We start from the raw sequence: 25179 nt of genomic DNA, 5'->3' as shown, positions 1-25179 counted from the left end.
TCCTATCCGAATTCAGGGCCGGCGACGGCGAATGGCATGTCCTCACCCGTGGCTTTGGCGGGGCCGAACCGCATGCGCTGAAAGGGCCGTTCGATGCTCCAGCCCGATGCGGTCAATCCGTCAGGGAACGCGGCCTGCGACGCGACGGCGTCGAGCAGCAGCGGCCCGGTCTCCGATCGCGCGATGGCATCGACCAGGGTCAGCGCGGCTGCCGCGTCGTCGGCCAACAGCGGGCCGATGTGGCGGGCGGTGCGTCCGTCGCGCACCAGCGCGATGGCGCCGTTCGCGGAGACGATGCGTGAGCCGGGACGCTGCGCGAAGTTGGAGAGCAGGGCGGTTCGATCGAGGCCCGTGGCGCGCCGGTCACGCGCGCAGAGCGCGTCGAGCGTCGCGGATGAAGGGGCCTGCCCGGACGCGGAAGGTGATTTCACCAGCCTGAGGCGGCGCAATTGCAGGGTCGGCGTGAACCCGAGCGGCCCATAGACGGCAGCACCGTCGGGTGTTGCGTCGAGCCAGCTCGTCAGGCCGTTCCTGCGGGCGGTTTCCAGGCAGGCATCGACGAGGCGCGTTGCAAGGCCGCGGCGGCGATGGGTGCCTGATACCAGCACCATGCTGATCCAGGCGTTTTTGCTGGAGTAGGGCAGCAGGGCCGCGGTTGCCACCAGCCGTCTGCCGTCGCGAATGCCGAACACGATTCCATCGCGCAGGAAGATGCGCCAGTCCTCCTCGGTCTGGTTCCAGTGTGCTTCCGTCGACAGCATGAGCCCGGCGATCGCATCGTCGACGCCGAGCTTGATGATGGCCGGAGCGTCAGTAGCGTCCATCGCGCACCTCGTATTTGGTGGGCTTGCCGAGGCTCGGCATGGCGCGGGACACCCAATCCGCGGTCCAGGCGATCAGCTGCTCGGTGTCGACGACCGGCAGGCCGAACAGCTCGACGGCCTTGGACGTGTCGGTCAGCCACGCCGTCGGCTCTTCGTTTCCCGTCAGCACCGGCGCACGGCCGAACCTCGCGCCGAATCTCGCTGCGAGGTCGCGCACCGCCAAGATCTCGTGGCCGCTGACATTGATCGGCGAAGTCGGCGCCGTGCAATGCGCGAGACAGCGCAGCGCCTGGGACGAGGCATCGCCCTGCCAGATGAAATTGACATGGCCGATGCTGACGTCGATCGGCGTGCCCGTGAGCACCTTCGATGCGATGTCGTGGAGCACGCCATAGCGCATGTCGATCGCGTAGTTGAGGCGGAACAGCCGCCCGGGCGTTCCGAACTTGCGCGAAAAATACTCGAACATGCGCTCGCGGCCGACACACGACTGGGCGTACTCGCCGGGCGGGTTTGGCGCCATGTCCTCGCGCGAGCCTTTGCCGTCGACGGGGACAAAAGGATAGATGCAGCCGGTCGAGAACGCCACGATCCGCGACGACGGGAAGGCCTGTGCGACCAGCGCCGGCACATGCGCATTCATCGCCCAGGTCAGCGACAGATCGCCCTCCGCGCCGAATTTGCGGCCGGCCATGAAGACGATGTTGGGTGCCTTCGGCAGCGCCTGCATCGCGGTCTCGTCCATCAGGTCGCAATTGATGGTCTCGACGCCGCGCGCGTGCAGCCAGTCCTTGACGCCGGCGTCGCTGAAGCGGGCGACGCCGATGACGCGGCGATCGGGCGCTGCGGCTTTGGCAAGCCCCGCCAGCGTGGGCCCCATCTTGCCGGCGACGCCGAGGATCATGATGTCGCCCTCGACCTTGGCGAGGTCGTCGATCAATGCCTGCGTCGGCCGGCACAGGAGATCGTCGAGCGCAGCGATATCAGGGATGGTCTTCGGCAGCGTCTGGCGGGTGAGCAGCATGGTTGTGGTCCTTGGTCTTGGCTTTGCCGTTCAAGTCGGTGTTGCGTCACCGACCACGAACATGCGTTCGAGGACGAGCACGAAGCCGTAAAGCGCGACGCCGAGCAGCGTCAGCAGCACGACTGCCATCACCATCGCGGGCGTGTCGAGCGACGACTGCACCTGGATCATGAGGTAGCCGAGCCCGCGCTCGGAGGCGATGAACTCGCCGACGATGGCGCCGGCGACCGCGAGGATGGCGCCGACCTTCATGCCGGAGAAGATGTAAGGCAGCGATCCCGGCAGCTGGATCTTGCGGAACAGCGTCCAGCGCGAGCCGCGCAGCGATTTGACGAGGTCGAGCAGATCCGGCTCGACCTCGCGCAAGCCCCGCGCGGTGGTGAGCAGGATCGGGAAGAAGCAGATGCTGAAGGCGATCAGGATGTTTGGCACGATGCCGTAGGAGAACCAGACGATGAGGAGCGGGCCGAGCGCGACCTTCGGGATCATGTTCAGCGTGACGAACAGCGGCAGCAGCACGAGGCTGATCAACGGTGCCCAGCTGAAGATGACGGCCAACGCGACGCCGACGAAGGCGCCGAGCGCAAAGCCGCCGAGGATCTCGATCGCCGTCACCAGCGTATTGGCGCCCCAGGCGTAGCTCGCGGTTCCCAGCGTCTGGATTGTCGCGAGCGGCGAGGGCAGGATGAACTTCGGCACGTGGAAGGCATCGACCAGGACCTGCCAGAGCACGAGCACTGCGAGGTGCACGATCAGGACGATCGCAAAGCTGCGCGTATTGCGGGCGCCGTCTCCTGTCACCGGTTGCTCCCTGTTGCAGCGGCCACCTTGCCGCTGGTCGCCAAGCCTAACCGGCCTCGAACGAAGTTTCAACCAGTTGGTTGATTACGGCCGGAGCGAATGCAGCACGAGATCGGCGACGTGCCGACGGCGGGCGCGGCGCGCGGCCCGGCTCGACAGGTCCTTGCCGAAGATCGCCGACAGCGTCGGCGTGTTCGAGAGATAGAAATAGCTGAGGCCCGCGATGGAGATATAGAGCTGGATCGGGTCGATCCCCTTGCGGAACATGCCGGCGCGGACACCCTCGTGAAGGATGTGGGACACGCTCTTCACCAGCGGCGAATGCATCGCCTCCAGCCGCGTCGAGCCGCGGACGTGGCGGGCACCGCCGCGGTTCTCATCGTTCAGAAGCACGATGAAATCGGGGTTCGCCGCGAGGTAATCGAACGAGGCCTCGATCAGTTTCCGGATCGCCTTTTCCGGCGGCAGGCCTTCGAGATTGAGCTGGCGCTCCTGTTCGCGAATATCGGCGTAAACCCATTCGAGGACAGCAAGATAGAGCGCATCCTTGTCGCCGAAGTAATGGTAGACGAGCTGCTTGTTGACGCCGGCGCGCTCCGCGATCTCGTCGACGCGGGCACCGGCAAAGCCGTGCCGGGCGAACTCCTCGCGCGCCGCGGTGAGCAGCTTCTTGCGGGTGGCGACCGGGTCGCGCCGCTGCGGCACGGTGTCGCCTGAACGTTTTGCGGGCATTTCCAACCAAACAGTTGACAAGTGGAGGGCGGCCTTGTTGCATTGGTATCCTCACAGGGGGAGAGCGACAAGCCGGGTCGCGGGCAATGAGGAGAGATGCAATGAAGCGTTTGCAGGCGGCGGGCTCGGCCCTGGCTGTGGCCCTGATGCTCGGATCACCAGTCGTGCCCGCGACCGCGGGCGAGGCGGTCAATCTGATCCTGAACTGGGCACCGACGGCCGATCACTCGCCCTATTATTACGCCAAGGCGCAAGGCTGGTACGAGAAGGCGGGCATCGATCTGACCATCGAGGTCGGCAAGGGCTCCGGCGTCTCCGCCGCCAAGGTCGGCTCCGGCGGCTCGCCCTTCGGCGTCGCCGATCTCGCCACCATGCTGGTCGCGAAGAGCAAGGGGGCTGACGCCGTTGCCGTGATGAGCGTCTACGCCAACACCGGACAGACCTTCTACTGGCTGAAGAGCTACGGCGTGAACGGGGTGAAGGATTTTGCCGGCCACAAGATCGGCAATCCGCCCGGGGACGCCTCGCGTGTGATGTGGCCGGCCTTCGCCAAGGCTGCAGGGCTTGCGCCCGACTCGGTCGGCTTCGTCAATGTCGGGCCGACGGCGAAGATCGCCGCGCTGAAGAGCCATACCGTCGACATCATCAGCGACTTCTACAATGAGCACGATTTGAAGGTCATCGAGTTCGGAGCCGATCTCGGCTACGTCAATTGGAAAGACATTGGGCTCAATCCTTACGGCAATTCGTTGATCGTTAACGGTGCCTATCTGCAGAAGAACCCGAAGCTGGTCGAGGAGTTCGTGCGGGTCACGCAAAAGGCCTTCGCGACTTGCGTCGCCGACGCCGCGCCCTGCCTGAAGGCGCTGCTCGATCAGGTCTCCGGTCTCGACAAGGAGAACCAGGAGCGCCAGTGGGAGCGCATCAAATTCCTGATGACGGACGAATTCACGACGACGAAGGCGCTCGGCTGGATCGACGGCGAGCGGATGAAGAAGGACTACGAGCTGGTCCAGACCTATCTCGGCATGGAGAAGCCGTTCGACGTCACGACGGCGTTCACGACCAGGATGCTGGATCCCGCCATCAAGATGGACGCGAGCAAGGTGAAGAAGTAGGGGGGCTCTCGTGCCCCGGACGCAGCGCAGCGCCTCTTCGGCGGTGCGCTGCAGAGCCGGGGCCCATATCGCCGAGAGCGCGACCCCAGTGGCATGGGTCCCGGCTCTGCGCAGCAGCGTTGCACGCTGCAGCGCGTCCGGGACACGAGCGGGCCGACCAGCCCACCCCACGTAACCCCACGGAGAAATTAACCGGCCATTAACCATATCGGCGGCATCGTTAACCATTCAATAACAGGGAACGAGTCGGCCGCTATGGAGGCTGCAGTAAAACCTCAACGCCAAATGGTTCGCCTGCGCGGGCGCTCCTATGTGGCCTTCGTGTTCGTGCCGACGGTTCCCATCCAGGACTGGCTGCAGGAGATCGACACCACCATCGCGCGCTCGCCGGGCTTCTTTGCCGGCCGCCCCGTGGTGATCGACCTGTCCTCGGTCGATCTCAGCCAATCCGGCATCGGCCATCTGCTCACCAGCCTTCAGGACCGCAACATCCGCGTGCTCGGGATCGAAGGCGTGGAGGAGGGCCGGCTGACCCCCATGATGCCGCCGCTACTTTCGGGCGGGCGGAGCTGCGTCATCGAACCGAGCGCTCCGAAGAAGCCCGAGGCGAAGGTCGAGACCAAGCCGACCTCCTTGCTGCTCGAAAGCCCGGTGCGGTCGGGCCAGACCGTGATCTTCCCCGAAGGCGACGTCACCATCTTGGGCTCGGTCGGCTCCGGCGCCGAGGTCGTCGCCGGCGGCTCCATTCACATCTACGGCGCGCTGCGCGGCCGCGCCATGGCGGGCGTGAACGGGCACACGAGCGCACGCATCTATTGTCAGAAGATCGAGGCCGAACTGCTTGCAATCGATGGCTTTTACCAGACCGCCGACGATATCGACGCGGCCCTGCGCGGCAAGCCGGCCCAAGCCTGGCTGCAGGGCAACACCATGCGAATTACTGCGCTGAACTGACCAGAAGGAGATTTCAGAGATGGCCAAGGTACTGGTCGTGACGTCAGGCAAGGGGGGCGTCGGCAAGACGACGACGACCGCCGCACTGGGGGCTGCGCTCGCGCAACGCGGCGAAAAGGTCGTGGTCGTCGATTTCGACGTCGGCTTGCGCAACCTCGACCTCGTGATGGGCGCCGAACGCCGCGTGGTGTTCGACCTCATCAACGTGGTGCAGGGCGTCGCAAAGCTGCCGCAGGCGCTGATCAAGGACAAGCGGCTGGAGAACCTCTGGCTGCTGCCGGCCTCGCAAACCCGCGACAAGGACGCGCTGACGGAAGAGGGCGTGGGCAAGGTCATCGACGATCTGCGCAGCCGTTTCGACTGGGTGATCTGCGACAGCCCGGCCGGCATCGAGCGCGGCGCCTCCATGGCGATGCGCTTTGCCGACGAAGCCGTGATCGTCACCAATCCCGAAGTCTCCTCGGTGCGCGATTCCGATCGCATCATCGGCATGCTCGATTCCAAGACGGTGCGGGCCGAGAAGGGCGAGCGGGTCGAGAAGCACATTCTCATCACCCGCTACGATCCCTCGCGCGCAGCCCGCGGCGAGATGCTGACCATCGAGGACATCCTCGAAATTCTTGCAACGCCCTTGCTCGGCATCATCCCGGAGAGCCAGGACGTGCTGCGCGCCTCCAACGTCGGCACGCCCGTGACGCTGTCGAACGCCGAAGGCGCCCCGGCGCGGGCCTATATCGACGCGGCGCGGCGGCTGTGCGGCGACACCGTGCCGATGCAGGTGCCGACCGAGCGCAAGGGCTTCATGGACCGCCTGCTGCGACGGAGGGCCGCATGAGCATGGGTCTGCTTCGGCTTCTCCGCGGCAACAAGGCCTCTGCACCCGTCGCGCGCGAACGGTTGCAGATCCTGCTTGCTCATGAACGCGGACTGCGCGGCCAGCCCGATCTGCTCGGTGTGCTGCGTGAGGAAATTCTCGCGGTGGTCTCCAGGCATGTCACGCTGGACCCGACCAAGGTCATCGTCCGACTCGATCGCGGCGACGAGGTCTCGACCCTCGAGGTCGACATCGAGGTGCCCAACGATTTCGAGCGCAGGCGCGCGGCGGCCGGGTAGGGACCTCGGCCGCGACGCTTCAAATTTGGGGTGGGTGAAAAGGCGGTCCGCTGGGCATAGCGGGCCGCCTTTTGCGCGTCGACGTGAACGCTGCGGAACGAGGTCCGGGGCTCAATCGTTGTGAAAGACCCGCGGCGGCGCGATGCACCGCGGTTTCGTCAAACGGGAGAACGCCCATGATGACCGAGGTCCAGGTCCACACCGTCGCGCGCCAGATGCTGGAACAGCATGGTTTTGCTGCGATCGCGAAGGCCGCCGAACAGGCCAGGGCTTGCGAGGGCCGCGGCGAGGCCGATGACGCCAAAGAGTGGCGTCACATCGCCGACGCGATGAAGATCATCCGCGGTCCGCACCAGAGCTGACACTCCCGCGCGTTCAACGCTCCCCTCGGTCGGTGCCCTGCGGCGACGTGCGATGCTGCGTCTGCGGCTGGGAGCGCTCGCCCGTCTCCTTGCAGGGGAGCGGCTCCCACGAGCCGTCCGGCGCCTGCTGATAGGCGCTGCACGATGACGACGAGGTCGATTTGTCCTCGCCCTTCTGGGCGTCGGAATTCTTCGCCAGCACAGGCGCAGTCAGCATGGTGGCGACGGCAAACGCCACGGCAAGGAGGACATGGTTGATCCGCATGGGGCTCCCTGTTCGAGTTCGAAGAGAGCCGCATGCTGGCGAGAATTGTGACGATTATTGGCCGAAGCGAAAGTTCCGGCGCGACGTGCTTAACGCCGCGCGATCATGCTAGCCGCCCTTGCTGCGGATCAGGCCGGCGAGGTTGGTCTTCTGGGCCTCGCACCAGCTGGGCATGCCGAGGCGGCGTTGGTTGAGGTCGGTCGCCTGGGTGGCCACCGCGACCTCGGCCATCAGATCGTCGTCCTGCTTCTCGCCCATCTTGCCGCCGGTATGCATCCAGGCGATCGCCTTGCGGACCTTCTCGGTGGTGCCTTCGGGCAGCTGCATCTGCTCCGCCTTCTGCACCAGATCCTGGTAGACGATATCGGTGCCCGGACATTCGACCTTGGCGGCGAAGGCCTGCAGGACCAACGTGACATAGGTCGAGCGTGGATGGTCGGCCGCTTGGGCCGGCGCCGCCAGCAGCAACAGGGCCGTCATCAGAAAACCAGTCCGCATCCTTGGTACCTCCCCGAGTTTTCAGGAAGGCTAGCGGCTGGCGCGCCGCTCCGCAATGGGGATGGCGTGCGGCCGCGAAGACGGCCGGCGAGCTAGCGCCGCCAGGCCGGCACGGGATCGAGCGGCGTGCGATAGACCTCTTTGTGGTCGCGGTCGGTGACGCGCACAGCGCAACCCTTGCTTTGCAACTCGGGCTTCACCTGCGACAGCTCGGTGGCCAGTTGGACGGCGCGATCGGAGGCGACCTCGATATCTTCGAGGATGATACCGCCCTGGTTCTTGAACTCTTCACCAACCACGAGATCGAAGGAATAGTAAGGCATCCGAATTCCCCGGTATGACGAATGGAGCTTAGGGTCGACATTCAACACATGACCGATGGTACCACTGAGTCGATGTTTATCGAATGAACGGCGCGCGCAATCTCTGTGCTTATGGCGCAGAAATGATGTGCAACATTCAAGCGTGTTAAGATTTTATTAAATATGTCGGCGTGATCATGAGGCATGGAATTGCAGCAGAACCGGGCTCCGGGAACCGGCAGCTGCAAGAGAAGGCCGCCGGCATAGATCCCGACGGCCTTTTCTCTTGAAGGAAAACGATCGAAGCATCGCTTCCCGTAGTCATCCGGAGTCAACGCATCACATCGACTCGGACAGCATCGCTGGCGCGACGCTTTCGTGTCGTCGCGCGACGATGGTTCAGCGCAGCGGCATTGGTGGGCGCACGACAGGTCCGTCGTCGTCGGCAACGGCTTGGGTCGTCGTCACGGGGGCTGCTGGCGGTGGGACCGCCGCGGCCTGCGGCGGCGGGGGCGAATAAGCTGGCATGTAGGTGTGCGACACGACCGGCTTCGGTTTGCGAACCGGCGGGGCCGCGGGCCGCGGCGGTAGCGCGGACATTTGCGCGCGCGGATCGACGCGCGGCTTCGCATCGGCCACCGGCTTCGGCGCGGGCGGCTTCGTCATCTCGCGTGCCATCTGCTCCTGGCTTGCCTTCAACTCGGCGATGTTGGCCTTGAGCTGCTCGATCTGTTGCGCCATCGCGGCGAGATCGCGCGTCATCGACTGCACCGATTGTACAGGATCGGATTGTGTTGCCGTGGGCACCGCTGCTGCAACCTGAGTGGCAGGCGGAGCCGCAGCTTGATCGACCGCTTGATCTGTTGCGGCCTGGTCCGTTGCGGCCTGGTCCGCAGGCGGCGCGGCCTGTGCGGCGGCGACCGGTGCCGTCTGCGAGGTCGAAGGCAGCAGCGACGCCAATGCCGGCGTCCATTCGGCGAGCATCTGTCTTGCGGTGTCGCCATGTTGTTCCCACGCGATAGTGGCGGCCGCGCTTCCGCCCGCAAACAGCATCGTGACGAACGCGCCGCGCAGCCATTTGCCAGCCGAGGAGCGCTTCTGCCGGCTGAGGCCATCACCGGCCGCGACACGCACGACGGTGTCGGCCGAGGGCGCTGCCGGCTGCGGCTCCGCAAGGGGACTGAACTTCGGCTCCGGATCCATTCTGGGCTTCAGCGCGAACGCCGGATCTATCTTGGCTTCCCGACGGGTCGTGATCTCAGGCGCGAGCGCGGGCGCAACGCTGAGAGGGCGCGAGGCCAGCACAATGTCAGGCGAAATCTGCACGGCATCGTGCGGGTCGTTGTTGGTGACCGTGTCCTTCACGATCTCATCGACGATTTGCCGAGAGTTCAGCGTCGCGAGCATCGCAGCTCCTTTGAAGCCTGGGTGTTTTGAAGCCCAAGTGTTGAGTAGTTGAAGCGTTGGCCGTCCGCATTCGCGCGAGCAGATCCGTGAGGTGAGCCCATCCAATTCCCCGAGGCCCAAGCACATGACGCACGAGTCCAGCCGGGTTTGACCAAAGCAAGGCGAGGGGATGGAGACTGTGCGACGCTCTTGCGCCGTTTGTGGTGATGGAACCCGCCTCAGAAAACACGCGCAATTGTTCCGCCATGCCTTGTTTTCAGCACGATTTTGGCAGCATCTGGGGTCGCTGGGGGTGCTGCTATCGCTATCGGGGCCGGCGGTGCCAAGATCCTTATTCGTTCTATTCGTCCTTGCCATGCTTCCGTTGGGCGGCTGCATGCAGACGACGCTTTCGCCATCGACGGACGCAAGCATGACGCCGCGCGACCGGCAGTTGCTGGCGCATACGCCATACGCGCAGGCGAACGTGCCCGAGCAATATCTTCGTCACATCGTCGATTATCCGCGCAAGGAGCAGCCGGGCACGATCCTGGTCGATACCGATGCGCGCTACCTCTATTTCGTGCTGCCCGACGGCAAGGCGATCCGCTACGGCGTCGCGGTCGGCGAGGAAGCCATGGCGTTCTCCGGAGTCGCGCGGGTCGGTCGTCTGGCGGAATGGCCGGACTGGGTTCCGACGGCGGACATCCAGGCGCGGCTCGGGCCCTATCCGGCGCGCGTGCCCGGCGGCCCCGCCAATCCCCTAGGTGCGCGGGGCATCTATCTCTATGCCGGCAACAAGGACACGCTCTACCGTATCCACGGCACCAACCAGCCGGAATATATTGGGCAAGCGATCTCGTCGGGATGCATCCGGATGCGCAACGAGGACGTGATCGATCTCTATGACCGGGTGAAGCTCAATTCAACGGTCGTGGTGCTGCCGCCCGGACAGAACGCGCAGGTCGAGGCGCGGCCCAGCTGGCGCGGGTGAGGTCGCCCTAGTTCTCGGGACGGGCAATGCGCCATTGCAGCGTCGTGGCATTGCCATTGGCCTCGCCCGGCGCCTTGTCGGCCGGCGAGGTGTAGAGCGGACGATAGCGATATGCCCACATCTTGCTGCCGTCGTTGCGGTTGATCACGGTGAAGTCGCCGATCGCCTTGGCATCGGCCGTTGCGGATAGCGGAACCCAGCTCTCGACGCATTTGCCGTTGCAGTTCGACGTCTTGCCGGTGGTATCGCGCTCGTAATAATAGAGCGTCATTCCGTTGAGGTCGACGAGCGTCGGACCCTGCTTCGTCAGGATCACCTTCGCCGGTGAGGTCGCGGGCTTCGGCGGAGGAGGGGCATCGCCGCCGCCATGGCCGTTCGCGAGCGCCGGAGCGGTCGAGAGCGCGATCGCCGCCGCCGCAATGAGAAACCTGAACATCCGAAACTCCAGACCGGCAAAGTTAATCGCGCGTTAAACGCCGAATGCGGCCGACCGTAACAGGCGAAGGTTAGTTCCTGGTTTCGCGGATCTGCGACGATTACTGGTAGAATTACGGGGCTTTTTGTCTTGGCGCGTTTTCTTGACGCGAACCGGCGTCCACTTCGCTCGAAAACGCTCTATGCCTGCACCTCGCGCAGCGGGGCGCGGCTGAGCTCGTTGCCGGCGGCGATGGCCTTGTGCAGGAGGCGCATCAGATCCTCACCTTCCTTCGCGCTGAGGCCGCGCAGCATGATGCGCTGCGCGGATTCGACGGCGGGCGTGATCTTGCGCAGCGTGCGGCGGCCTTCGTCGGTGATCTCAAGCTCGCGGGCACGACGGTCGCGGCTCGAGGCGCGGCGCTCCGCGAGCCCCTTCTGCACGAGACGGTCGATTACGCCGGTGATGGTGGTGCGGTCGTAGGCGATCAATCCTGCGAGCGTCACCTGGTCTAGGCCCGGATTGGCCTTGATGGTCGCGAGCGCGGCGTATTGCACCGGCGTGAGGTCGAAGCCGGCATCCCCGACCTCGGCCAGAAACACCGCGACCGCGATCTGCTGGAATCGGCGCGCCAGATGTCCGGGCATGTCGTTGTTGTCTTTCACCGAATTTCTCCGTTGGCGCAGGACGGCCGGGATCGTTGACAAGTATACTGATAGTCAGCATACTGAGCAATATCCAAACAGAACGTTTCCGGGAGAGGTGCTCATGCAATTCCATCTTAATGGATTTCAGCCGGGCGACCCTGAGATCGCCGATCCCGCCGCGCGCATTCAGGCGTCGGGCGCAACGGGCGCCGTGCCTGACGAGGTCGACGTCCTCATCGTCGGTTGTGGCCCTGCGGGCCTGACGCTCGCGGCCCAGCTTGCGCAGTTTGCCGACATCAAGACCTGCATCGTCGAGCAGAAGCCGGGCCGCTTGCTGGTCGGGCAGGCCGACGGCATTGCCTGCCGCACCATGGAGATGTTCCACGCCTTCGGATTCAGCGAGCGCGTCCTGAAGGAAGCTTGTTGGGTGAACGAGACGACGTTCTGGAAGCCGGACGAGCGGGTGCCGGAACATATCGTCCGCAGCGGCCGGGTGCAGGATGTCGAGGACGGTTTGTCGGAATTCCCGCATGTCATCCTCAACCAGGCGCGCGTCCATGACGGCTTTCTCGACGTCATGCGCAGGGCGCCGGCCAGGCTCGAGCCCCATTACAGCCGGCGCCTGCTCGACCTTCAGGTCGATCCGGCCGCGGGTCCCGCCAACCATGCCGTGACGGCCCGGCTCGAACGGGTCGATGCCGGGAACGAGGGCAAGGTCGAGACGATCAAGGCGCGTTATGTCGTCGGCTGCGACGGCGCCCGCAGCATGGTGCGCAAATCGATCAGCCGCGAGCTACTCGGCGATTCCGCCAATCATGCCTGGGGCGTGATGGACGTGCTGGCGGTGACCGATTTTCCCGACATCCGCTTCAAGGCCCTGATCCAGTCGGCAAAGGACGGCAGCCTGCTGATAATTCCGCGCGAGGGCGGCTACATGGTCCGCCTCTATGTCGAGCTCGCCAAGCTCGACATCGGCGAGCGCGTCGCCAATCGCAACATCACCGCCGATGACGTGATCGCGAAGGCGCAGCGGATCCTGAAGCCGTATACGCTCGATGTGAAGGAGATCGCGTGGTGGTCGGTCTACGAGATCGGCCAGCGACTGACCGACAAGTTCGACGACGTGCCGGAGACCGAGATCGCTACGCGTCTGCCCCGGATCTTCATCGCTGGCGATGCCTGCCACACCCACAGCCCGAAGGCGGGGCAGGGCATGAACGTCTCGATGCAGGACGCCTTCAATCTCGGCTGGAAGCTCGCTGCCGTTTTGCGGAAGCAGTCTGCGCCGAGCCTGCTGCATTCCTATTCGGCCGAGCGCCAGGCAGTTGCGAAAGAGCTGATCGATTTCGATCGCGAATGGGCGGGGATTCTTGCATCCGCCGCCAAGGTCGGCGGCGCCGATGCCGCCAGGACGCAGGACTATTTCGTGAGGCACGGTCGCTACACCGCGGGCACGGCGACGCATTACCGCCCGTCGGTTCTGACCGGAGCGACGTCCCACCAGCAGCTCGCGACAGGCTTGGTCATCGGCACGCGCTTTCATTCCGCGCCGGTGATCCGGCTTGCGGATGCCAAGCCGGTGCATCTCGGTCATGCTGCGCCGGCGGATGGCCGCTTCCGCATCTACGCTTTCTCCGGCGCTGAGGATCCGGCAGCAGCCGGCTCGGCCATTCGCGCCTTGTGCCGTTTTCTCTCCGAGGCGCGGGAGTCGCCCGTCAGGCGTTTCACGCCCGCGACCGCCGACATCGACAGCGTGATCGATCTGCGGGCGGTCTTCCAGCAGGATCATCGCGAACTCGTCGTCGAGGCGATGCCCGCGCTGCTGCTTCCGCGCAAGGGCCGGTACGGCCTGATCGACTACGAGAAGATGTTCTGTCCGGACCTCAAGAATGGTCAGGACGTTTTCACCATGCGCGGTATCGATCGCAAGGCCGGCTGCATGGTCGTGGTGCGGCCGGATCAGTACGTCGCGACCGTGCTGCCGCTTGATGATTTTGCTGCGCTTGCTGCGTACTTCGACGGCTTCATGCTGCAAGTGAACTGACGGCTGGCAGTGCTCTTGCGCGCTGTGTCGATGAACGGCGAATGAATATTGAACCGCGCGCGGCATCCGTCTCGACCTTTTGACGGATGAGGCCTTCGTACGCGGAACGCCCGTTCTGTCTGCGCGTTCCGACTCCAAAGAGGAGGACTACGCCATGAAATTCCGAAGCGTGTTGTTAGCCGCATTGCTGCTCGCCCCGACGGCCGCAATGGCCGCACCGGGCATGGTCACCGTCTCGACCGGCCTGCGCGCCGGGCCGGGTCCGGGCTTTCCGCTGGTCGATCGCATCCCCGAGGGCGCTCGCGTCGATATCCATGGTTGCCTGCGCGGCAACGCCTGGTGCGACGTGAGCTTCTCCGACGACCGTGGCTGGGTGTCGTCGCAATATCTCGAATATCTCTACCGCCATCACTACGTCTATCTCCCCGACTATGTCGACGAGATCGACGTGCCAATCGTCCCCTTCGTGCTGACCTCGTACTGGTCGAGCTATTATCAGGGGCGGCCCTGGTATCGGCGGCATGCCCACTGGAATAGCTACTGGACTTCGCATCAGCGCGACGCGATGCGGATGACGATCGATCCGCGCGCGGCTCGCATCGGCCGCGCGGCAACGCGCGATGCGGCGGTCGCACTCGGGCGCAACGGTGCGAATGTCAGGGAAAATGCGAAGGAAAGTGTCAAGGGCGCGGCTGCGGTCTCCGGCCGTGATGCCATAACTTCACGACACGACGCCGCGACGGCCAGGCACCAGACTGCAGTGACGACGGATCGGAGCCGTGCGGGACGAAGCGAGCGCATCGCGCATGAGCGGACCAATCTTCAGGGCCGCAATCCGCGCGATGCACAAGCCCGCATCATGCACGAGCAGGCCGCACACCGCGCGGCTGTGCGTGCGCAGCCGATGGCGCGCCCGCATGAGGCGCCGCGTATATCAGCGGCACCCGCGAGCCGGCCCGCGATGCCGCATGTGGCCCAACCCAATGTGAGCCACGGCTCGCCGATGAACGCTCACGCCCAAATGCCGGCGCCGCGCGCGGCTGCGCCTGCGATGCTTCATGGCGGTGGCGGCGGCGCACCTCACGTCAACGCCGCGCCGCACGGCGGCGGTGCGCCGGCCGGCGGTCCCGGTGGCGGCCACCAAAAGCACTAGAGTTGCCAACGAAAGCCCGGCCTTCACGCCGGGCTTTCTGCTTGGGCGGGAGCGGGTTCCCTGCCCATACAATTTAAGAAGCTTCTTCGCGGGCAGATTTCATCGATCGTAATATGTCTACTCAAAGCTGTAAGCATTCCACTCGGGGCAGCGGGGCACGGGAGGATGACGACGATGAGACAGAACCAGGCGGAGACGCGCCGCCACAATGTCGCGAAGCGGTCGATGACCAAGGAAGCCAAGCAGCTGTCCGGCCTGATTGCCGGATTGCGCGAATCTCTCGAGATGATTCAAAGGGAGCGATCGAGCACCAAACTCTCCGGCGCCGAGATGGGCCTTCTCGACGAACGCCGCAACAATTTGTTGCTGACCATTGCAGCCCTCGATGACCGCCTCTCGGCGGTGCAAGGACTGATCGATCTAGGCCGTCCCCACATCATTCGCGTCCACTGATCGGAGCGCAGACCTGATGCCATCGGCTTCGTCGCGGCGGCGACGGAACCAGGCTCAGCTGTCGGCTCTGGTGGCATAGGGATTGGCTTAGCACTGGGCGGACTGCCCGGAGGCGGTGGCGGCGCACTGCGCGACTGTCGCAAAACTGCAATCGATGCAGCGGCCGTCGATGGTGTAGATCTCGATGCAGACGGGATGGCGCGGATCGTAGGTCTGCGCCGCTGTGGGCGCCGCGCCGAGCAGGCCCGCACCAGGCCAGCCCACGACAAGCAGGCGCACTATCAAGCTCCTTTCGCGATCGGAACCAGGCACAATACTGCTGCGGATGGCACCAAATTGCCACGCTCCCGGCGAATTGCCGCCAAAGCCCGCTGCCACGACGAGAGCGGGTGCAGGGCAACGCTAGGGGATGTGCATTGGCCTACAAGATGATCGCAGAACGCGACAATGAGAAGTGCAGTTTTGCCCGCGAGAGCCGTTTGCTCATCGTGGCGAAGGCAAAGGTTTGGGCAAGTGAGGGGTGGAAGGTCGTCATCACCGACCAGGACGGCAAGGCCTATGCGCCGCCCGACTTCGATCAACTATTGGCGGCCTGACCGCAAGACGGGGTAGGGGACGACATTGATTTCGCTATTTCGACCGGGGCGCGGCGTGATCGCGCCCCTTATGACTCTTCAAACGACGACTCTTGCAGCCGCGGCCGTCCTGACGGCGACATTTGCCGTCGCGCAAAATCTCGATGCCGGCAAGTCGCCGCAAAAGCTCTTCGCCGATGGGTGCGCGACCTGCCATCGCAGCCCGCGCGGCCTTGCCAAAGGGCGCTTTAACCTGACGCTGTCCTGGTTCCTGAAGGACCATTACGCAACCAGTTCGGACACAGCCAAGGCGCTTGCCGCCTATCTGGAATCGGTCGATACGGCGCCGCCGCGAGCTGCGGCCAAGCCTGGGCCGAAGCGATCCGGGCCGCGTGCTCCCAAGCCGTCGCAAAGCCAGTAGGCGTGAGCCAGCGGCCCGAGAGGGCGTCGCGAAGCCGAAGGCCTTGCCGGCATCAATGCACCGTCGCCTGCGAGAACAGGTTGATGACCACGACTCCGGACACGATCAGCGCGATGCCGACGAAGGCCGCAGCGTCGAGCATCTGGCGAAACAGCACGAAAGAGACGGTTGCCGTCAGGATGATGCCGACCCCGCCCCAGATCGCATAGGCGATGCTCAATGGGATGACCCGGATCGCGACCGACAGCGCATAGAACGAGGCGACATAGAACAGCACCATCGCCAGTGTCGGCCACAGCCGCGTGAACTGCACGGATTGCTGGAGGAAGGCGGACGCCGTGACCTCCAGGACGATCGCGAGGGCAAGCGCTGCGTGGGCATTGAACGCGGAAGTCATCACGGGCTCGGGCGTGTTGTGCAAAGAAAGATACCGCGCGGTACGGGGAATATGACGTTTGCCCGGGTCCAGCTATCACGTGTCAGTGACGAGCCTGCGACACGGCGGAGCGCAGCACGAAACCGCCGCGCGATGGTTCGCGCGGCGGCTCATTGGTGTCGCGCCGGTTCGATGGGGCGTTAGTTGATCCGCACGGAGAGTTCGACGTCCTCGGCAAAGGCCGTGGACATGTAGCCGCTTCCGGGCCTGCGCATGCGAGCCAGATAGTCGGGGCTGTCGTCGGCGTTGTCGGCGACGATGATCGCGCCCGGTCGGAGATGGCCTTCGACCAGATCCAGGATATCGGGGTAGAGCGCCTTGGCACCGTCGAGCAGCACGAGATCGATCGTGTCGGGCAGGTCGACTTGAAGCATCTTCAGCGCGTCGCCTTCGCGGATTTCGACGAGGTCCAGCAGCCCGCCGGCCGCGAGGTTCTCGCGCGCCCGCGCCGCCTTGGACGGTTCGAATTCGGTGGTGATGAGGCGACCGCCGCCATTGTCGCGCAAGCCCGCGGCAAGGTGCAGCGTCGAGATGCCGAACGAGGTGCCGAACTCGACGATCGCTTTGGCGCGGGAGCTGCGTGCGAGCATGTAAAGCAGGTGACCAGTCTCGCGGGAGACCGCGAGCGGCGCGTCCTTCAGCCGCCCGTAGAGGTCGCGGTAAGCGGTCTTGCTCCGCATCATCCGTGTGCGGTCGGCGTCGGTCACATCGGCGAACGCGGCTCGCATCGCGCCGCGCGCCGCTTCGTCCTGGTCGAACAGACGATCGAGCAGTGGTGCAAGTGATATGATGGTCGAGGTGGTCATGTGTAGTCTCCAGTGGTCGCCGTGAGGCGAGTGCTTGCGTGAGAGTTGAAATACGACTAATTCGTCGCATTCACTATTCGCATTGCCCGAGGGCGCCATGGCCGATCGCCGAAGCCGTTCAGTTTCCTCACGAAAACAGCCGCAGCAGGCCCGTTCGAACGAGCTGGTGGCGGCCATTCTGGACGCGGCTGTTCAGGTCCTGGCCAAGGAGGGGGCGCAGCGTTTCACGACGGCGCGGGTGGCCGAGCGGGCCGGGGTGAGCGTCGGGTCGCTCTATCAATATTTTCCGAACAAGGCGGCGATCCTGTTCCGCCTCCAGAGCGACGAGTGGCGGCGCACGAGCGAGCTTCTGCGCGGCATCCTGGCGCACCGGGCGAAACCGCCGCTGGTGCGGCTGCGCGCGCTGGTCCACGCCTTCATTCGTTCCGAGTGCGAGGAGGCTGCGATCCGTGGCGCGCTCGATGACGCCGCACCACTTTATCGCGACGCGCCCGAGGCGCAGGACGCACGGTCAGCCGGCGAGGGCATCGTCGCAGCCTTCATGCGGGAGGCGCTGCCCAAGGCGCCGGATGCGACGCGGGAGCTTGCCGGCGAGTTGATCAAGACGACGCTGAGCGAGGTCGGCAAGCGGTTCTCGGAAACACCGCGCAGCGAGGCCGAGATCGCGCGCTATTCCGACGGAATGGCTGACATGTTTTGCGCCTATCTCGGCGAGCTGGCGCGTCGCTGAGATCATTCCTGACATCTGCGTTTGCGGCCCAATATCGTTTCGGGTTTCGCCCGATGATGGGTTAGCCTCGCATCGTCTTCGTCGAGCTTGAGTGCCGCGCCATGCATGTCCTTCGTTCCCAGTTCCAGATCGAGGAGCAGCGTGCGCTGGAATTCGCAGCCCAGCGCGGCTTCGGCATGATCGTGGCGGCGGATGAGCGCGGGCCGCGCGCCTCGCACGTGCCGTTCGTGCTGGAGCAACGCGAGGGGCGTGCGATCGTCCAGATCCATCTCACCGCCAGGAATCCGCTTGTCCCGCTAGCGGATGGCGCGCGGCGCTTCCTGCTGATCGTTGTTGGCGACGACGCCTACATCTCCAACGACTGGTATTCTTCGCGCGACAACGTCTCGACCTGGCTTTACGAGGCCGTGCACATGTCGGGCGTAGCGCATCTGCGCGGGCTCGACGAGAACCGCGGGCACGGCGATGCACTACTCGCGGTCTCGGAAGCGCGGCTGCCGAAGGCGCCCTGGGACCTGGCGCAGATGGAGCCGGACAAGCGCGAGAGCATGCTGGCCGCGATCCGCGTCATCGATCTCGTGGTGGATACCGTCGAGGGGCAGGCCAAGCTCAACCAGCACAAGAGCGATGTAGATCATGTCGCGGTCGTGGACCGGCTGGCGCGGTCGGAGGAGACCGGGCATAGGCGGCTGGCGCGGAAGATGCAGGCGCTGCGGCCCGGGCTTGGATACGAGTTTTCGTGACCCGCGCGACCCTTGTCTCGCTCGACGTTTACTCCTACGAACCTCGTCATGCTCGTCATCTCCATTCAGAGCCAGGTGGTCCACGGTCATGTCGGCAACAGCGCCGCCGCCTATGCCATGCAGGCGGAAGGCGTGAATGTCGCGGCGGTGCCGACAACGCTGCTGTCGAACCATCCGCGTTATCCGAGCGTGCGCGGGCGGGTGCTCGAGACAGAGCTCGTTGCAGATCTGCTGAGAGGCGTCGAGGAGCGCGATCTCGTCGACGAGGCCGCGGTCCTCGTTACCGGCTATCTCGGTTCGCCCGGCAATGCAGCTGTCATTGCCGATTTCGTCGAGCGGGCGCTGACCCGCAATTCAAAGCTGGTCTACCTCTGCGATCCCGTGATCGGCGATGACGGCCGGGTCTATGTCGCTGATGGCATCCTGGACGTGGTGCGGCACCGGCTGCTGCCGGCCGCCAATCTGACCACGCCGAACCAGTTCGAGCTCGGGCTGCTCGCAGGCTTCGACATCTCGGATGCGCAGGGTCTGCGCGCGGCGTGCGCGGTGCTGGCCGGGACCGGCCGCATCGACGTGGTCGCCACCGGTTGCACGCTCACTGATACGGCGGAAGGGCAGGTGGAAACGATTCTGTGCGCCGACGGTCAGTTGTCGCGCTTTGCGACGCCGCGCCTGCCGATCCGCCCCTCAGGCACCGGCGATCTTCTCACCGGCCTGATCGCGGCGCATCTGGCCAGGGGCACAGCGACCGAGGCGGCGGTGCGGCTCGCAGTCGAAACCATCTTTGCAGTGCTGGTGCGGACGCAGGAGGCCGGCACCGCGGAGATGCGGCTCGTGCCGCTGCCGACGCCGGGACGATAAGCCGTCAAACTCAGGTCGCGCGCTTCGCGGCCGATTGCGCTGATTTCTGCGGCTTCGCGGGGACCTTCTGCTCGCGCGTCGCCTGTGCCTTCGCCTTTGGCAGCTTCGCGCTTGCCACGGCCCGCGCCTTCCTCGGCTTGACGTTGGCTTCCTTGCGGTCCGACGTGCCTCGGCGCGAGACGTATTCCGTACCGTCGACGGGGCCGACATGCGGGGGATCGCGGCCGAGATAGGGTCGGCCGATGCCGAGCGCCTTGCCATTGGCATCGACCCACTTCCACAGCACCTCGGTCGAGACCCAGCGCTGCGCGCGGTTGTCGCCCTTGGTGCTGACGATGTCGGCCGCCATACCGTGCCCGTAGCCGCCGCGCGTGCTGCCGCCGTGATAGGAGCGGTCGGAGGCGGCCTTCAGGCCGCTCGCGATCGACTGGCGATAGTCGTCGCGGAACGCGCTGGTGATACCAGGCGAAAGTCCGGCGGCCTCGGCCGCGAGCAGCGTGCGAAACAGCTTTTTCTTGAAACTCTTGTCCATGCCGCCGATGACGTAGTCCATCATCGACATGCCGGCGCGGTCGGCCGCCTTCGGATCCTTCCAGCCAAAGTCCTCGTCGACCAGTTTCGTGAAGCTGCGCATCACGGTCACCATCTTGCCCTTGCGCTTGACGGTGACGGCGCGGCGATCCTCGACCTTGATCGAGTCTTCCTTGGGCGTGCGCTCGTAGAGCGCCCAGAGATAACGGTCGATGCAGGCTTCCATCACGTAGCATTCGTCGAGGACCGCGGTCGTGTCCGCAGACGGCGAGGCCTTGCTCGCCGCGGGCACGGGGCCGGTCGCGATCGTCGCCGGCGACAGTGCGTCCGTCGTCACGGTCTCGGTGGGATCGGCGGATGCGAGCTTTATCACGGGCTCCGACGCCGGAGCCGGAGCAACCTCACTGGCGACTGGTATCGGGTCAGGCGAAATCTGCGGTGCGAGCGGCGCTTCGGTCGGCAAGATCAGCACCGGGTCGGCCGAGGCGAGCTGGATGGCCGGAGCTGGCGCCTCGGGCGCCGCCGCTTCGGCGGTGACCAATCCTGGTGTCGCAGCCACGGCGGCCGCGATATCCGCGGTCAGGGCGACGCCGTCCTCGATGGCCGCAGCGTGCGGGATGTCGGCGAGGTCGAGCCGGCTGAGATCCTTCGCGCGCGAGACGGCAGAAGCATTGGCGCCGCTGTTCTCAATGAGGGCAGGGGCATAGGCGGACAAAGAGAGCGCCAGCCAGCCGGCGAGAACCGCCGAGGGGCAGGAGACCGCCACCAGAAGAGACCGCCGATCATTCATGATCCCTGCCTCCAAACGGTTCTGTTGAACCTCGTCTTCTCCGAACAGTCTGACCAGTCTTGCACAAAAAGGCACGCTAGGCGTCGATTGTTCGGAGGACGGTGTGGCGGCGCAATGGCGCAATTCGGCGAAAGCGGGCTTTTCGAGCGGGTGTTGCGCTGGGGCAACGCGGGTTCCATTCGGTTCCAAGGGTGCCGCAGCTGAAAGAGCCTGCAAATGCAGCCTTCATTGTCGTCAACTTGAGGCGGTTGAGTTTACTCAATCTTGGATTGTGGTCGTGCAAGTCTCCCGCGCCGGCGATTTTCGGCAGAGTTGGGAAGGACACGCGCATGAAAATGAAATGCAAATGGGCTGAATTCGCCGCTGATGAATCCGGTGCCACCGCGATCGAATACGGCCTGATCGCAGCCGGCATCGCGCTCGCGATCATCGAGATCATCTACGCCCTCGGCACCAACCTCGTCGCAAAGCTGCAATCGCTGGCGACAGCGCTGAAATGAGCTGTGTGGTGCGGCGCCCGGCGCTTCGCTACCTTGGGCCGGCTGGAGCGTTAGGCGCCCATGACGCATTCCTCGCTTCGTCCTATGGATGCCTTCGACCCCAACGAGCCCGCCATTCTGCACGACCAACTCTCCGATACGATCATCACCTGGACCGCTGAGCAGGCCGACGATTTCAGGCGTGCCAGCCGGCCGGGCGAGGGCGGAACCGTGATCTGGAGGGCCTACGTCTTCGACGGCTGGGGCCATGTGCTCGGCGGCTGATCGCCACTCATAAAAGCGTCATGTCGCAGCCGGCGGTGATTCGGCCAAAGCCTTGTGCGCATTAAACATATTGCCATGCGCCGGGCGCGTTGTTGCAATGCAGCAACGCATGTCGCATTGCAGCAAAATGCGCTTAGATGTGCTCCGAACCTTCCATCAGGAGCATCACCCATGAACAAGAAGACTCTGTCGATCGCCGCGGCCATCCTGACGATCGCGGGCAGCACCGCGGCTTTCGCCGCCGAGCTGCCGACTTATGAGGCCAACGGCTTTCCGGTTTCCCCGATGCAGGTGCGCGTGCTCGGTGCCGCGCATGTCGAGCAGCAGGCCCCGGCGCCCACCACGATCGCTTCGGTCCACCAGGTCCGCGTTCTGTCGCCGCGCAAGGTGAAGACGGCTGATGTCACGACGGGCAGCGCCCGCTGATCTGGGGACGCTACAAGCCAACGTCAAGCCAACGTCAAGTCAACGTCATGCAGGCTCGCTTTCTGCGAGCCTGCCAAGACCGCGTTCCCCTTCGGGAGCGCGGTTTTTTTCGCAGCGAGTCATGATCACGTGCCGGTTGTGTACGGCCGTTCAAAGCGAGTGTGATCTCTTTAATAGTTGCTTTGCAGATCGCGGCGCTTGATGCGGGCGCCGCTTATTGAGCAGCCAAGAATCATTTTCATAATGGAGTAGTCATGCCCATTGCACAGAAAGCCGTTGTTGCAAGCGTCTCGCCGCGCGCGTTCATTCTCAAGCATCTCGCCTTGTTCGCAGCTGCCGCGCTGTTCGTGTTCGTGCTCAGCCTGACCTATGGGCTCGATCTCAGCCCTGGATTTTTCTAGCCAGATCTGCAAACGCGTGGGTTGAGCCTCGTCGCGCGCTGACATAAGGCTTGCTGATGGATCAGCGGACGAGCGGCGCCGACGCTCTCACTCAAAAGAACGATGCGGCGTCGGCGCTTGTCGGCGTGCTCTGTGGCCTCGCCGCGGCGCTGTTCTGGGCGCTCGGCTTTGCCGGCACGCGGCACGGGCTCAAGGTCGGCTTCACGCCGGTCGATTTGCTGGTGCATCGCTATGTCTGGTCCGGCATCGCGTTCCTGCCGCTGGTGATACGCGGCGGAATCTCCGACCTCTGCGGCATCGGCTGGGGCAGGGGCCTTGCGCTGATGGTGCTCGGCGGCCCGGTGATGTCGCTGATCTCCTACACTGGATTTCTGTTCGTGCCGCTCGGTCATGGCAGCGTGATTCAGCCCTCCTGCGCGACGCTCGGCGGCCTGCTGCTCGCGGCCTTGTTCCTGAAAGAGCATGTCTCCGCGTCGCGCATCGCCGGCGCCTTGGTCATCGTCGGCGGGCTCGGCGTGATCGGCGCGGAATCGATCGGCCATATCGGCGTCGACGGCGTGCTCGGCGATCTGACCTTCGTGCTGACCGGATTGATGTTCGCAGGCTTCGGCGCGCTGGTGCGCCACTGGCGTGTTTCCGCCGTGTCGGCCGCGCTCGTCATCAACGTGCTGTCGCTGCTGCTGCTGCCGATCTACCTCATGACCGGCGGACTGGCGCGGATCGCGGCGATCGGCATCGGTGAGAACGCCATCCAGGCGCTGGCGCAGGGCGTGCTTGCGGGCCCGGCTGCGCTTTATCTGTTCGCCGTCTCTGTCCAGCGCCTCGGCGTCGCCCGCGCAGCCGTCGTCCCCGCCTGCGTGCCGGCGCTGACGGTGCTCACCGGCTGGCTCCTGCTCGGCGAGCCGCCGACACTATTGCAGACGGCGGGATTGGTGACGGTGCTGTGCGGATTCTATCTGGCGCAGCGGCAGCGATAGATCGCAAGCCTCAAAACGGCGCTTACCATTCGATGGCGGTGAACTTGACGCCGCGGCCGGTCAGCTCCCGCCCGAGCCGCTCGGCGCGTTCGCTGGCGGATTTTCCGAGCAGTCGATACCTGCCTCCGAGCGCCTTGTCGGCGGCAACCTGATGCCGGATGTTTTCGTACAATCGCAAGACGGCCTGATCGCTCAGATTGTCGAACATGTCATCGGTCGGGTTTGACCAGGTCGCGTCCCCTGTTGGCGGTCCTCGCAGAGCGGCCTCCCAAAAATCGTTCGTGCGGATGTTGACTGATGGGTACCGCTCTGGCGCAGCAGCGTATGTCCACTTTTGAACAGTGGGACATGCGGCTTGGCCTCGGCTTACGCCTTCCTCACGAACTCCGATTTCAAATTCATCGCGCCGATGCCGTCGATCTTGCAGGCGATGTTGTGGCCGTCGGTGGCGTCCTGCAGGCGGATGTTGCGGACCTTGGTGCCGCCCTTGACGACGGAGGAGGAGCCCTTGACCTTGAGATCCTTCATCACGATGACGCTGTCGCCATCGGCGAGCGCATTGCCGTTGGCATCGCGCACGCCGGCCTCCTGCGCGGCGTCGGCGGCGGCCTCCGCCGTGCCGCTCCATTCATGGCCGCATTCCGGGCAGACCCAGAGGCCGCGATCCTGATAGGCGTGCTCGGAGTTGCAGGTCGGGCATTTCATCGCGTCGGTCATCGTTTGCCTCGTCGCCCGTCACGGGCGCGCCGCACGCTTTCCGCCGGAAAAAGATGGATTGGGAGCAAATCCTTTACCATGGCTTTCAGTCCTGGTGGAACCCTTGGAAATTTAGGAGTTCGGGAAAAACTCTGCGGTATCGAGGTCCGGAATTTGCGGCTGCAACGTAGCCGCGGGAGGAACGTCCCGTCATGAGCGAGCATCGCGCCGCAGTCAGGCATCGCACGTTGCGCACCGGCATTGTCGAGTTCGACAACGGCACCGGCAAGATCATCAGCGCGCCCTGCACGATCCGCGATGTCTCCGGCACCGGCGCGCGGCTCGGCCTCAACGCCTCGCTTTGGGTCGCCGAGCAGTTCACGCTGGTCTTCAGCAGCGGACTGCGCAAGCACTGCCGGGTCGCGTGGCGCAAAGGCAGGCTGATCGGCGGCGCGTTCGTGGACGGCTATGCGAGTGCGGACGAGCAGGCCGTGATGATGACCGCGGACGAGCAGTCCCGGCACCGGCTCGGGATCGGTGCGCGCCTCAAGGCTGCACGCGAAAAGCGCGGCTACACGCAAGCCCAGCTCGCCGAGCTCATCGGCGCCACGCCGGCCTTCGTGTCGCTGGCCGAGAACGGCGAGGCGGACATTCCGCTGTATCAGCTCATGCACATCGCCGATCTCCTGATGGTCGGTCTCGACGGGCTCGTCGCGGGGCCGGCGCCCGAGGACGTCGACGCGGCGTAGGTGGCGACCCGCCAAAACAGAAACGTCGAAAACAACCCCATGCACAGTAGAAATCCCGAGGGATTTCAGTGTGTTGGAAATCCGAAAAAGCGGTGACAATGGACCGTAGCCGGGGGGGGGGGGGGGGGGGGGGGGGGGGGGGGGGGGGGGGGGGCGGGGGGGGGGGGGGGGGGGGGGGGGGGGCGGGG

36 protein-coding genes are annotated in these 25179 nt (G+C 64.8%); 20 read left to right on the top strand and 16 right to left on the bottom strand.

From position 1 onward, the window contains the following. Positions 1–2: 2 nt before the first annotated feature. From AC0L2J_RS02150 to AC0L2J_RS02135, 4 genes are all read right to left on the bottom strand, one after another. Complete coding sequence (locus AC0L2J_RS02150) at positions 3–824, bottom strand: GNAT family N-acetyltransferase (protein WP_007609551.1); 822 nt, start codon at positions 822–824, stop codon at positions 3–5. Further along, a complete protein-coding gene (locus AC0L2J_RS02145) occupies positions 811–1848 on the bottom strand; it encodes an NAD-dependent epimerase/dehydratase family protein (RefSeq protein ID WP_007609552.1) in 1038 nt (345 codons plus the stop codon). Before AC0L2J_RS02145 ends, AC0L2J_RS02150 begins: the two co-directional genes overlap by 14 nt. A 30-nt stretch (positions 1849–1878) precedes the next feature. Beyond that, positions 1879–2649, bottom strand: a complete 771-nt coding sequence (locus AC0L2J_RS02140; protein ID WP_007609553.1) for an ABC transporter permease — start codon at positions 2647–2649, stop codon at positions 1879–1881. An 84-nt stretch (positions 2650–2733) separates the two neighbouring features. After that, a complete protein-coding gene (locus AC0L2J_RS02135; protein ID WP_007609554.1) occupies positions 2734–3381 on the bottom strand; it encodes a TetR/AcrR family transcriptional regulator in 648 nt (215 codons plus the stop codon). A 101-nt stretch (positions 3382–3482) separates the two neighbouring features. Between AC0L2J_RS02135 and AC0L2J_RS02130 the strand changes: the two genes are divergently transcribed. The 5 genes from AC0L2J_RS02130 to AC0L2J_RS02110 all read left to right on the top strand — a co-directional run bounded on the left by AC0L2J_RS02130 (position 3483) and on the right by AC0L2J_RS02110 (position 6928). Next, positions 3483–4499, top strand: a complete 1017-nt coding sequence (locus AC0L2J_RS02130; RefSeq protein WP_007609555.1) for an ABC transporter substrate-binding protein — start codon at positions 3483–3485, stop codon at positions 4497–4499. A 255-nt stretch (positions 4500–4754) separates the two neighbouring features. Then, entirely contained in the window at positions 4755–5453 is a 699-nt protein-coding gene (minC, locus tag AC0L2J_RS02125) for a septum site-determining protein MinC (RefSeq protein WP_007609557.1), read from the top strand. Between the two features lie 19 nt (positions 5454–5472). Further along, positions 5473–6288, top strand: a complete 816-nt coding sequence (gene minD, locus AC0L2J_RS02120) for a septum site-determining protein MinD (RefSeq protein WP_007591740.1) — start codon at positions 5473–5475, stop codon at positions 6286–6288. Beyond that, positions 6285–6566 carry a cell division topological specificity factor MinE gene (gene minE / locus AC0L2J_RS02115; protein WP_007609560.1) on the top strand — a complete coding sequence of 94 codons (282 nt, stop codon included), beginning with the start codon at positions 6285–6287 and terminating at the stop codon, positions 6564–6566. Before minD ends, minE begins: the two co-directional genes overlap by 4 nt. A 176-nt stretch (positions 6567–6742) precedes the next feature. Beyond that, a complete protein-coding gene (locus tag AC0L2J_RS02110) occupies positions 6743–6928 on the top strand; it encodes a hypothetical protein (RefSeq protein WP_007609561.1) in 186 nt (61 codons plus the stop codon). Positions 6929–6941: 13 nt separating this feature from the next. Here the strand turns inward: AC0L2J_RS02110 and AC0L2J_RS02105 are convergent, their stop codons facing one another. From AC0L2J_RS02105 to AC0L2J_RS02090, 4 genes are all read right to left on the bottom strand, one after another. Further along, positions 6942–7193: a hypothetical protein gene (locus tag AC0L2J_RS02105; RefSeq protein WP_007609563.1), complete on the bottom strand. Its 252-nt coding sequence runs from the start codon at positions 7191–7193 to the stop codon at positions 6942–6944. A gap of 108 nt (positions 7194–7301) precedes the next feature. Then, positions 7302–7691, bottom strand: coding sequence for a hypothetical protein (locus tag AC0L2J_RS02100; protein ID WP_035974054.1), 390 nt, complete (start codon positions 7689–7691; stop codon positions 7302–7304). A gap of 92 nt (positions 7692–7783) precedes the next feature. Next, the gene (locus tag AC0L2J_RS02095) at positions 7784–8014 is read right to left on the bottom strand and encodes a DUF6894 family protein (protein ID WP_007591727.1); all 231 of its coding nucleotides are present in this window, start codon (positions 8012–8014) and stop codon (positions 7784–7786) included. Positions 8015–8392: 378 nt separating this feature from the next. Continuing rightward, on the bottom strand, positions 8393–9400 hold the full coding sequence (locus AC0L2J_RS02090; protein WP_473386914.1) for a hypothetical protein: 1008 nt from the start codon (positions 9398–9400) through the stop codon (positions 8393–8395). A 376-nt stretch (positions 9401–9776) separates the two neighbouring features. On the opposite strand from AC0L2J_RS02090, the gene AC0L2J_RS02085 reads away from it, so the two are divergent. Further along, positions 9777–10373 carry a L,D-transpeptidase gene (locus AC0L2J_RS02085; RefSeq protein ID WP_473364396.1) on the top strand — a complete coding sequence of 199 codons (597 nt, stop codon included), beginning with the start codon at positions 9777–9779 and terminating at the stop codon, positions 10371–10373. Positions 10374–10380: 7 nt separating this feature from the next. Here the strand turns inward: AC0L2J_RS02085 and AC0L2J_RS02080 are convergent, their stop codons facing one another. Both AC0L2J_RS02080 and AC0L2J_RS02075 read right to left on the bottom strand, forming a co-directional pair. After that, positions 10381–10809 (bottom strand): COG4315 family predicted lipoprotein, encoded by a 429-nt coding sequence (locus AC0L2J_RS02080; protein ID WP_354167453.1) that lies wholly within the window; start codon positions 10807–10809, stop codon positions 10381–10383. Between the two features lie 179 nt (positions 10810–10988). Further along, positions 10989–11453: a MarR family winged helix-turn-helix transcriptional regulator gene (locus AC0L2J_RS02075; protein ID WP_247499413.1), complete on the bottom strand. Its 465-nt coding sequence runs from the start codon at positions 11451–11453 to the stop codon at positions 10989–10991. A 103-nt stretch (positions 11454–11556) separates the two neighbouring features. On the opposite strand from AC0L2J_RS02075, the gene AC0L2J_RS02070 reads away from it, so the two are divergent. The 3 genes from AC0L2J_RS02070 to AC0L2J_RS02060 all read left to right on the top strand — a co-directional run bounded on the left by AC0L2J_RS02070 (position 11557) and on the right by AC0L2J_RS02060 (position 15085). Next, on the top strand, positions 11557–13479 hold the full coding sequence (locus AC0L2J_RS02070; RefSeq protein ID WP_473386911.1) for an FAD-binding monooxygenase: 1923 nt from the start codon (positions 11557–11559) through the stop codon (positions 13477–13479). Positions 13480–13633: 154 nt separating this feature from the next. After that, a complete protein-coding gene (locus AC0L2J_RS02065; RefSeq protein ID WP_473386909.1) occupies positions 13634–14632 on the top strand; it encodes an SH3 domain-containing protein in 999 nt (332 codons plus the stop codon). 225 nt (positions 14633–14857) lie between these two features. Continuing rightward, positions 14858–15085: a hypothetical protein gene (locus AC0L2J_RS02060; RefSeq protein ID WP_473386905.1), complete on the top strand. Its 228-nt coding sequence runs from the start codon at positions 14858–14860 to the stop codon at positions 15083–15085. 87 nt (positions 15086–15172) lie between these two features. Here the strand turns inward: AC0L2J_RS02060 and AC0L2J_RS02055 are convergent, their stop codons facing one another. Next, positions 15173–15364: a DUF3551 domain-containing protein gene (locus AC0L2J_RS02055; RefSeq protein ID WP_371449358.1), complete on the bottom strand. Its 192-nt coding sequence runs from the start codon at positions 15362–15364 to the stop codon at positions 15173–15175. 110 nt (positions 15365–15474) lie between these two features. On the opposite strand from AC0L2J_RS02055, the gene AC0L2J_RS02050 reads away from it, so the two are divergent. Beyond that, the gene (locus AC0L2J_RS02050) at positions 15475–15681 is read left to right on the top strand and encodes a hypothetical protein (protein WP_063992619.1); all 207 of its coding nucleotides are present in this window, start codon (positions 15475–15477) and stop codon (positions 15679–15681) included. 70 nt (positions 15682–15751) lie between these two features. Beyond that, positions 15752–16081 (top strand): hypothetical protein, encoded by a 330-nt coding sequence (locus AC0L2J_RS02045; RefSeq protein ID WP_473386902.1) that lies wholly within the window; start codon positions 15752–15754, stop codon positions 16079–16081. A gap of 52 nt (positions 16082–16133) precedes the next feature. Here AC0L2J_RS02045 and AC0L2J_RS02040 read toward each other — a convergent pair whose 3' ends face one another. Further along, positions 16134–16478, bottom strand: a complete 345-nt coding sequence (locus AC0L2J_RS02040; protein WP_473386900.1) for a DMT family transporter — start codon at positions 16476–16478, stop codon at positions 16134–16136. Between the two features lie 179 nt (positions 16479–16657). After that, positions 16658–17323 (bottom strand): O-methyltransferase, encoded by a 666-nt coding sequence (locus AC0L2J_RS02035; RefSeq protein WP_007609595.1) that lies wholly within the window; start codon positions 17321–17323, stop codon positions 16658–16660. Between the two features lie 97 nt (positions 17324–17420). Between AC0L2J_RS02035 and AC0L2J_RS02030 the strand changes: the two genes are divergently transcribed. From AC0L2J_RS02030 to pdxY, 3 genes are all read left to right on the top strand, one after another. Continuing rightward, the gene (locus AC0L2J_RS02030; protein ID WP_063992616.1) at positions 17421–18053 is read left to right on the top strand and encodes a TetR/AcrR family transcriptional regulator; all 633 of its coding nucleotides are present in this window, start codon (positions 17421–17423) and stop codon (positions 18051–18053) included. A 101-nt stretch (positions 18054–18154) separates the two neighbouring features. After that, complete coding sequence (locus AC0L2J_RS02025) at positions 18155–18796, top strand: FMN-binding negative transcriptional regulator (protein ID WP_473386898.1); 642 nt, start codon at positions 18155–18157, stop codon at positions 18794–18796. 48 nt (positions 18797–18844) lie between these two features. Then, the gene (pdxY, locus tag AC0L2J_RS02020; protein ID WP_473250001.1) at positions 18845–19657 is read left to right on the top strand and encodes a pyridoxal kinase; all 813 of its coding nucleotides are present in this window, start codon (positions 18845–18847) and stop codon (positions 19655–19657) included. A 10-nt stretch (positions 19658–19667) separates the two neighbouring features. On the opposite strand, the gene AC0L2J_RS02015 is transcribed toward pdxY, so the two are convergent. Beyond that, the gene (locus AC0L2J_RS02015; protein WP_473386896.1) at positions 19668–20978 is read right to left on the bottom strand and encodes a M15 family metallopeptidase domain-containing protein; all 1311 of its coding nucleotides are present in this window, start codon (positions 20976–20978) and stop codon (positions 19668–19670) included. A gap of 335 nt (positions 20979–21313) precedes the next feature. Here AC0L2J_RS02015 and AC0L2J_RS02010 point away from each other — a divergent pair, with 335 nt between their 5' ends. From AC0L2J_RS02010 to AC0L2J_RS01990, 5 genes are all read left to right on the top strand, one after another. Continuing rightward, entirely contained in the window at positions 21314–21478 is a 165-nt protein-coding gene (locus AC0L2J_RS02010) for a Flp family type IVb pilin (RefSeq protein ID WP_027569789.1), read from the top strand. Positions 21479–21538: 60 nt separating this feature from the next. Further along, positions 21539–21742 (top strand): hypothetical protein, encoded by a 204-nt coding sequence (locus tag AC0L2J_RS02005; RefSeq protein WP_063992613.1) that lies wholly within the window; start codon positions 21539–21541, stop codon positions 21740–21742. 171 nt (positions 21743–21913) lie between these two features. After that, positions 21914–22168: a hypothetical protein gene (locus AC0L2J_RS02000; RefSeq protein WP_473386894.1), complete on the top strand. Its 255-nt coding sequence runs from the start codon at positions 21914–21916 to the stop codon at positions 22166–22168. Between the two features lie 254 nt (positions 22169–22422). After that, the gene (locus AC0L2J_RS01995) at positions 22423–22569 is read left to right on the top strand and encodes a hypothetical protein (protein ID WP_473386892.1); all 147 of its coding nucleotides are present in this window, start codon (positions 22423–22425) and stop codon (positions 22567–22569) included. A 56-nt stretch (positions 22570–22625) separates the two neighbouring features. After that, complete coding sequence (locus AC0L2J_RS01990; RefSeq protein WP_063992611.1) at positions 22626–23546, top strand: DMT family transporter; 921 nt, start codon at positions 22626–22628, stop codon at positions 23544–23546. 22 nt (positions 23547–23568) lie between these two features. On the opposite strand, the gene AC0L2J_RS01985 is transcribed toward AC0L2J_RS01990, so the two are convergent. Next, on the bottom strand, positions 23569–23754 hold the full coding sequence (locus AC0L2J_RS01985) for a hypothetical protein (RefSeq protein WP_275171869.1): 186 nt from the start codon (positions 23752–23754) through the stop codon (positions 23569–23571). Between the two features lie 158 nt (positions 23755–23912). Beyond that, positions 23913–24263 carry a zinc ribbon domain-containing protein YjdM gene (locus tag AC0L2J_RS01980; protein WP_007591698.1) on the bottom strand — a complete coding sequence of 117 codons (351 nt, stop codon included), beginning with the start codon at positions 24261–24263 and terminating at the stop codon, positions 23913–23915. Positions 24264–24454: 191 nt separating this feature from the next. Between AC0L2J_RS01980 and AC0L2J_RS01975 the strand changes: the two genes are divergently transcribed. Further along, complete coding sequence (locus AC0L2J_RS01975; protein ID WP_473386890.1) at positions 24455–24991, top strand: helix-turn-helix domain-containing protein; 537 nt, start codon at positions 24455–24457, stop codon at positions 24989–24991. The last annotated feature ends 188 nt before the right edge of the window (positions 24992–25179 follow it).

Source organism: Bradyrhizobium sp. MV1.5, from assembly GCF_055807615.1.
Note: the sequence above shows the minus strand (reverse complement) of the source record. Positions and strands in the feature narration are given on the sequence as shown.

Coding starts and splice junctions, on each gene's coding strand:
- AC0L2J_RS02150 (WP_007609551.1), bottom strand. CDS start 824: ATGGACGCTACTGACGCTCCGGCCATCATCAAGCTCGGCGTCGACGAT.
- AC0L2J_RS02145 (WP_007609552.1), bottom strand. CDS start 1,848: ATGCTGCTCACCCGCCAGACGCTGCCGAAGACCATCCCTGATATCGCT.
- AC0L2J_RS02135 (WP_007609554.1), bottom strand. CDS start 3,381: ATGCCCGCAAAACGTTCAGGCGACACCGTGCCGCAGCGGCGCGACCCG.
- AC0L2J_RS02130 (WP_007609555.1), top strand. CDS start 3,483: ATGAAGCGTTTGCAGGCGGCGGGCTCGGCCCTGGCTGTGGCCCTGATG.
- minC (WP_007609557.1), top strand. CDS start 4,755: ATGGAGGCTGCAGTAAAACCTCAACGCCAAATGGTTCGCCTGCGCGGG.
- minD (WP_007591740.1), top strand. CDS start 5,473: ATGGCCAAGGTACTGGTCGTGACGTCAGGCAAGGGGGGCGTCGGCAAG.
- minE (WP_007609560.1), top strand. CDS start 6,285: ATGAGCATGGGTCTGCTTCGGCTTCTCCGCGGCAACAAGGCCTCTGCA.
- AC0L2J_RS02110 (WP_007609561.1), top strand. CDS start 6,743: ATGATGACCGAGGTCCAGGTCCACACCGTCGCGCGCCAGATGCTGGAA.
- AC0L2J_RS02105 (WP_007609563.1), bottom strand. CDS start 7,193: ATGCGGATCAACCATGTCCTCCTTGCCGTGGCGTTTGCCGTCGCCACC.
- AC0L2J_RS02100 (WP_035974054.1), bottom strand. CDS start 7,691: ATGCGGACTGGTTTTCTGATGACGGCCCTGTTGCTGCTGGCGGCGCCG.
- AC0L2J_RS02095 (WP_007591727.1), bottom strand. CDS start 8,014: ATGCCTTACTATTCCTTCGATCTCGTGGTTGGTGAAGAGTTCAAGAAC.
- AC0L2J_RS02090 (WP_473386914.1), bottom strand. CDS start 9,400: ATGCTCGCGACGCTGAACTCTCGGCAAATCGTCGATGAGATCGTGAAG.
- AC0L2J_RS02085 (WP_473364396.1), top strand. CDS start 9,777: ATGCAGACGACGCTTTCGCCATCGACGGACGCAAGCATGACGCCGCGC.
- AC0L2J_RS02080 (WP_354167453.1), bottom strand. CDS start 10,809: ATGTTCAGGTTTCTCATTGCGGCGGCGGCGATCGCGCTCTCGACCGCT.
- AC0L2J_RS02070 (WP_473386911.1), top strand. CDS start 11,557: ATGCAATTCCATCTTAATGGATTTCAGCCGGGCGACCCTGAGATCGCC.
- AC0L2J_RS02065 (WP_473386909.1), top strand. CDS start 13,634: ATGAAATTCCGAAGCGTGTTGTTAGCCGCATTGCTGCTCGCCCCGACG.
- AC0L2J_RS02060 (WP_473386905.1), top strand. CDS start 14,858: ATGACCAAGGAAGCCAAGCAGCTGTCCGGCCTGATTGCCGGATTGCGC.
- AC0L2J_RS02045 (WP_473386902.1), top strand. CDS start 15,752: ATGACTCTTCAAACGACGACTCTTGCAGCCGCGGCCGTCCTGACGGCG.
- AC0L2J_RS02040 (WP_473386900.1), bottom strand. CDS start 16,478: ATGACTTCCGCGTTCAATGCCCACGCAGCGCTTGCCCTCGCGATCGTC.
- AC0L2J_RS02035 (WP_007609595.1), bottom strand. CDS start 17,323: ATGACCACCTCGACCATCATATCACTTGCACCACTGCTCGATCGTCTG.
- AC0L2J_RS02030 (WP_063992616.1), top strand. CDS start 17,421: ATGGCCGATCGCCGAAGCCGTTCAGTTTCCTCACGAAAACAGCCGCAG.
- AC0L2J_RS02025 (WP_473386898.1), top strand. CDS start 18,155: ATGCATGTCCTTCGTTCCCAGTTCCAGATCGAGGAGCAGCGTGCGCTG.
- pdxY (WP_473250001.1), top strand. CDS start 18,845: ATGCTCGTCATCTCCATTCAGAGCCAGGTGGTCCACGGTCATGTCGGC.
- AC0L2J_RS02015 (WP_473386896.1), bottom strand. CDS start 20,978: ATGAATGATCGGCGGTCTCTTCTGGTGGCGGTCTCCTGCCCCTCGGCG.
- AC0L2J_RS02010 (WP_027569789.1), top strand. CDS start 21,314: ATGAAATGCAAATGGGCTGAATTCGCCGCTGATGAATCCGGTGCCACC.
- AC0L2J_RS02005 (WP_063992613.1), top strand. CDS start 21,539: ATGACGCATTCCTCGCTTCGTCCTATGGATGCCTTCGACCCCAACGAG.
- AC0L2J_RS02000 (WP_473386894.1), top strand. CDS start 21,914: ATGAACAAGAAGACTCTGTCGATCGCCGCGGCCATCCTGACGATCGCG.
- AC0L2J_RS01995 (WP_473386892.1), top strand. CDS start 22,423: ATGCCCATTGCACAGAAAGCCGTTGTTGCAAGCGTCTCGCCGCGCGCG.
- AC0L2J_RS01990 (WP_063992611.1), top strand. CDS start 22,626: ATGGATCAGCGGACGAGCGGCGCCGACGCTCTCACTCAAAAGAACGAT.
- AC0L2J_RS01985 (WP_275171869.1), bottom strand. CDS start 23,754: ATGTTCGACAATCTGAGCGATCAGGCCGTCTTGCGATTGTACGAAAAC.
- AC0L2J_RS01980 (WP_007591698.1), bottom strand. CDS start 24,263: ATGACCGACGCGATGAAATGCCCGACCTGCAACTCCGAGCACGCCTAT.
- AC0L2J_RS01975 (WP_473386890.1), top strand. CDS start 24,455: ATGAGCGAGCATCGCGCCGCAGTCAGGCATCGCACGTTGCGCACCGGC.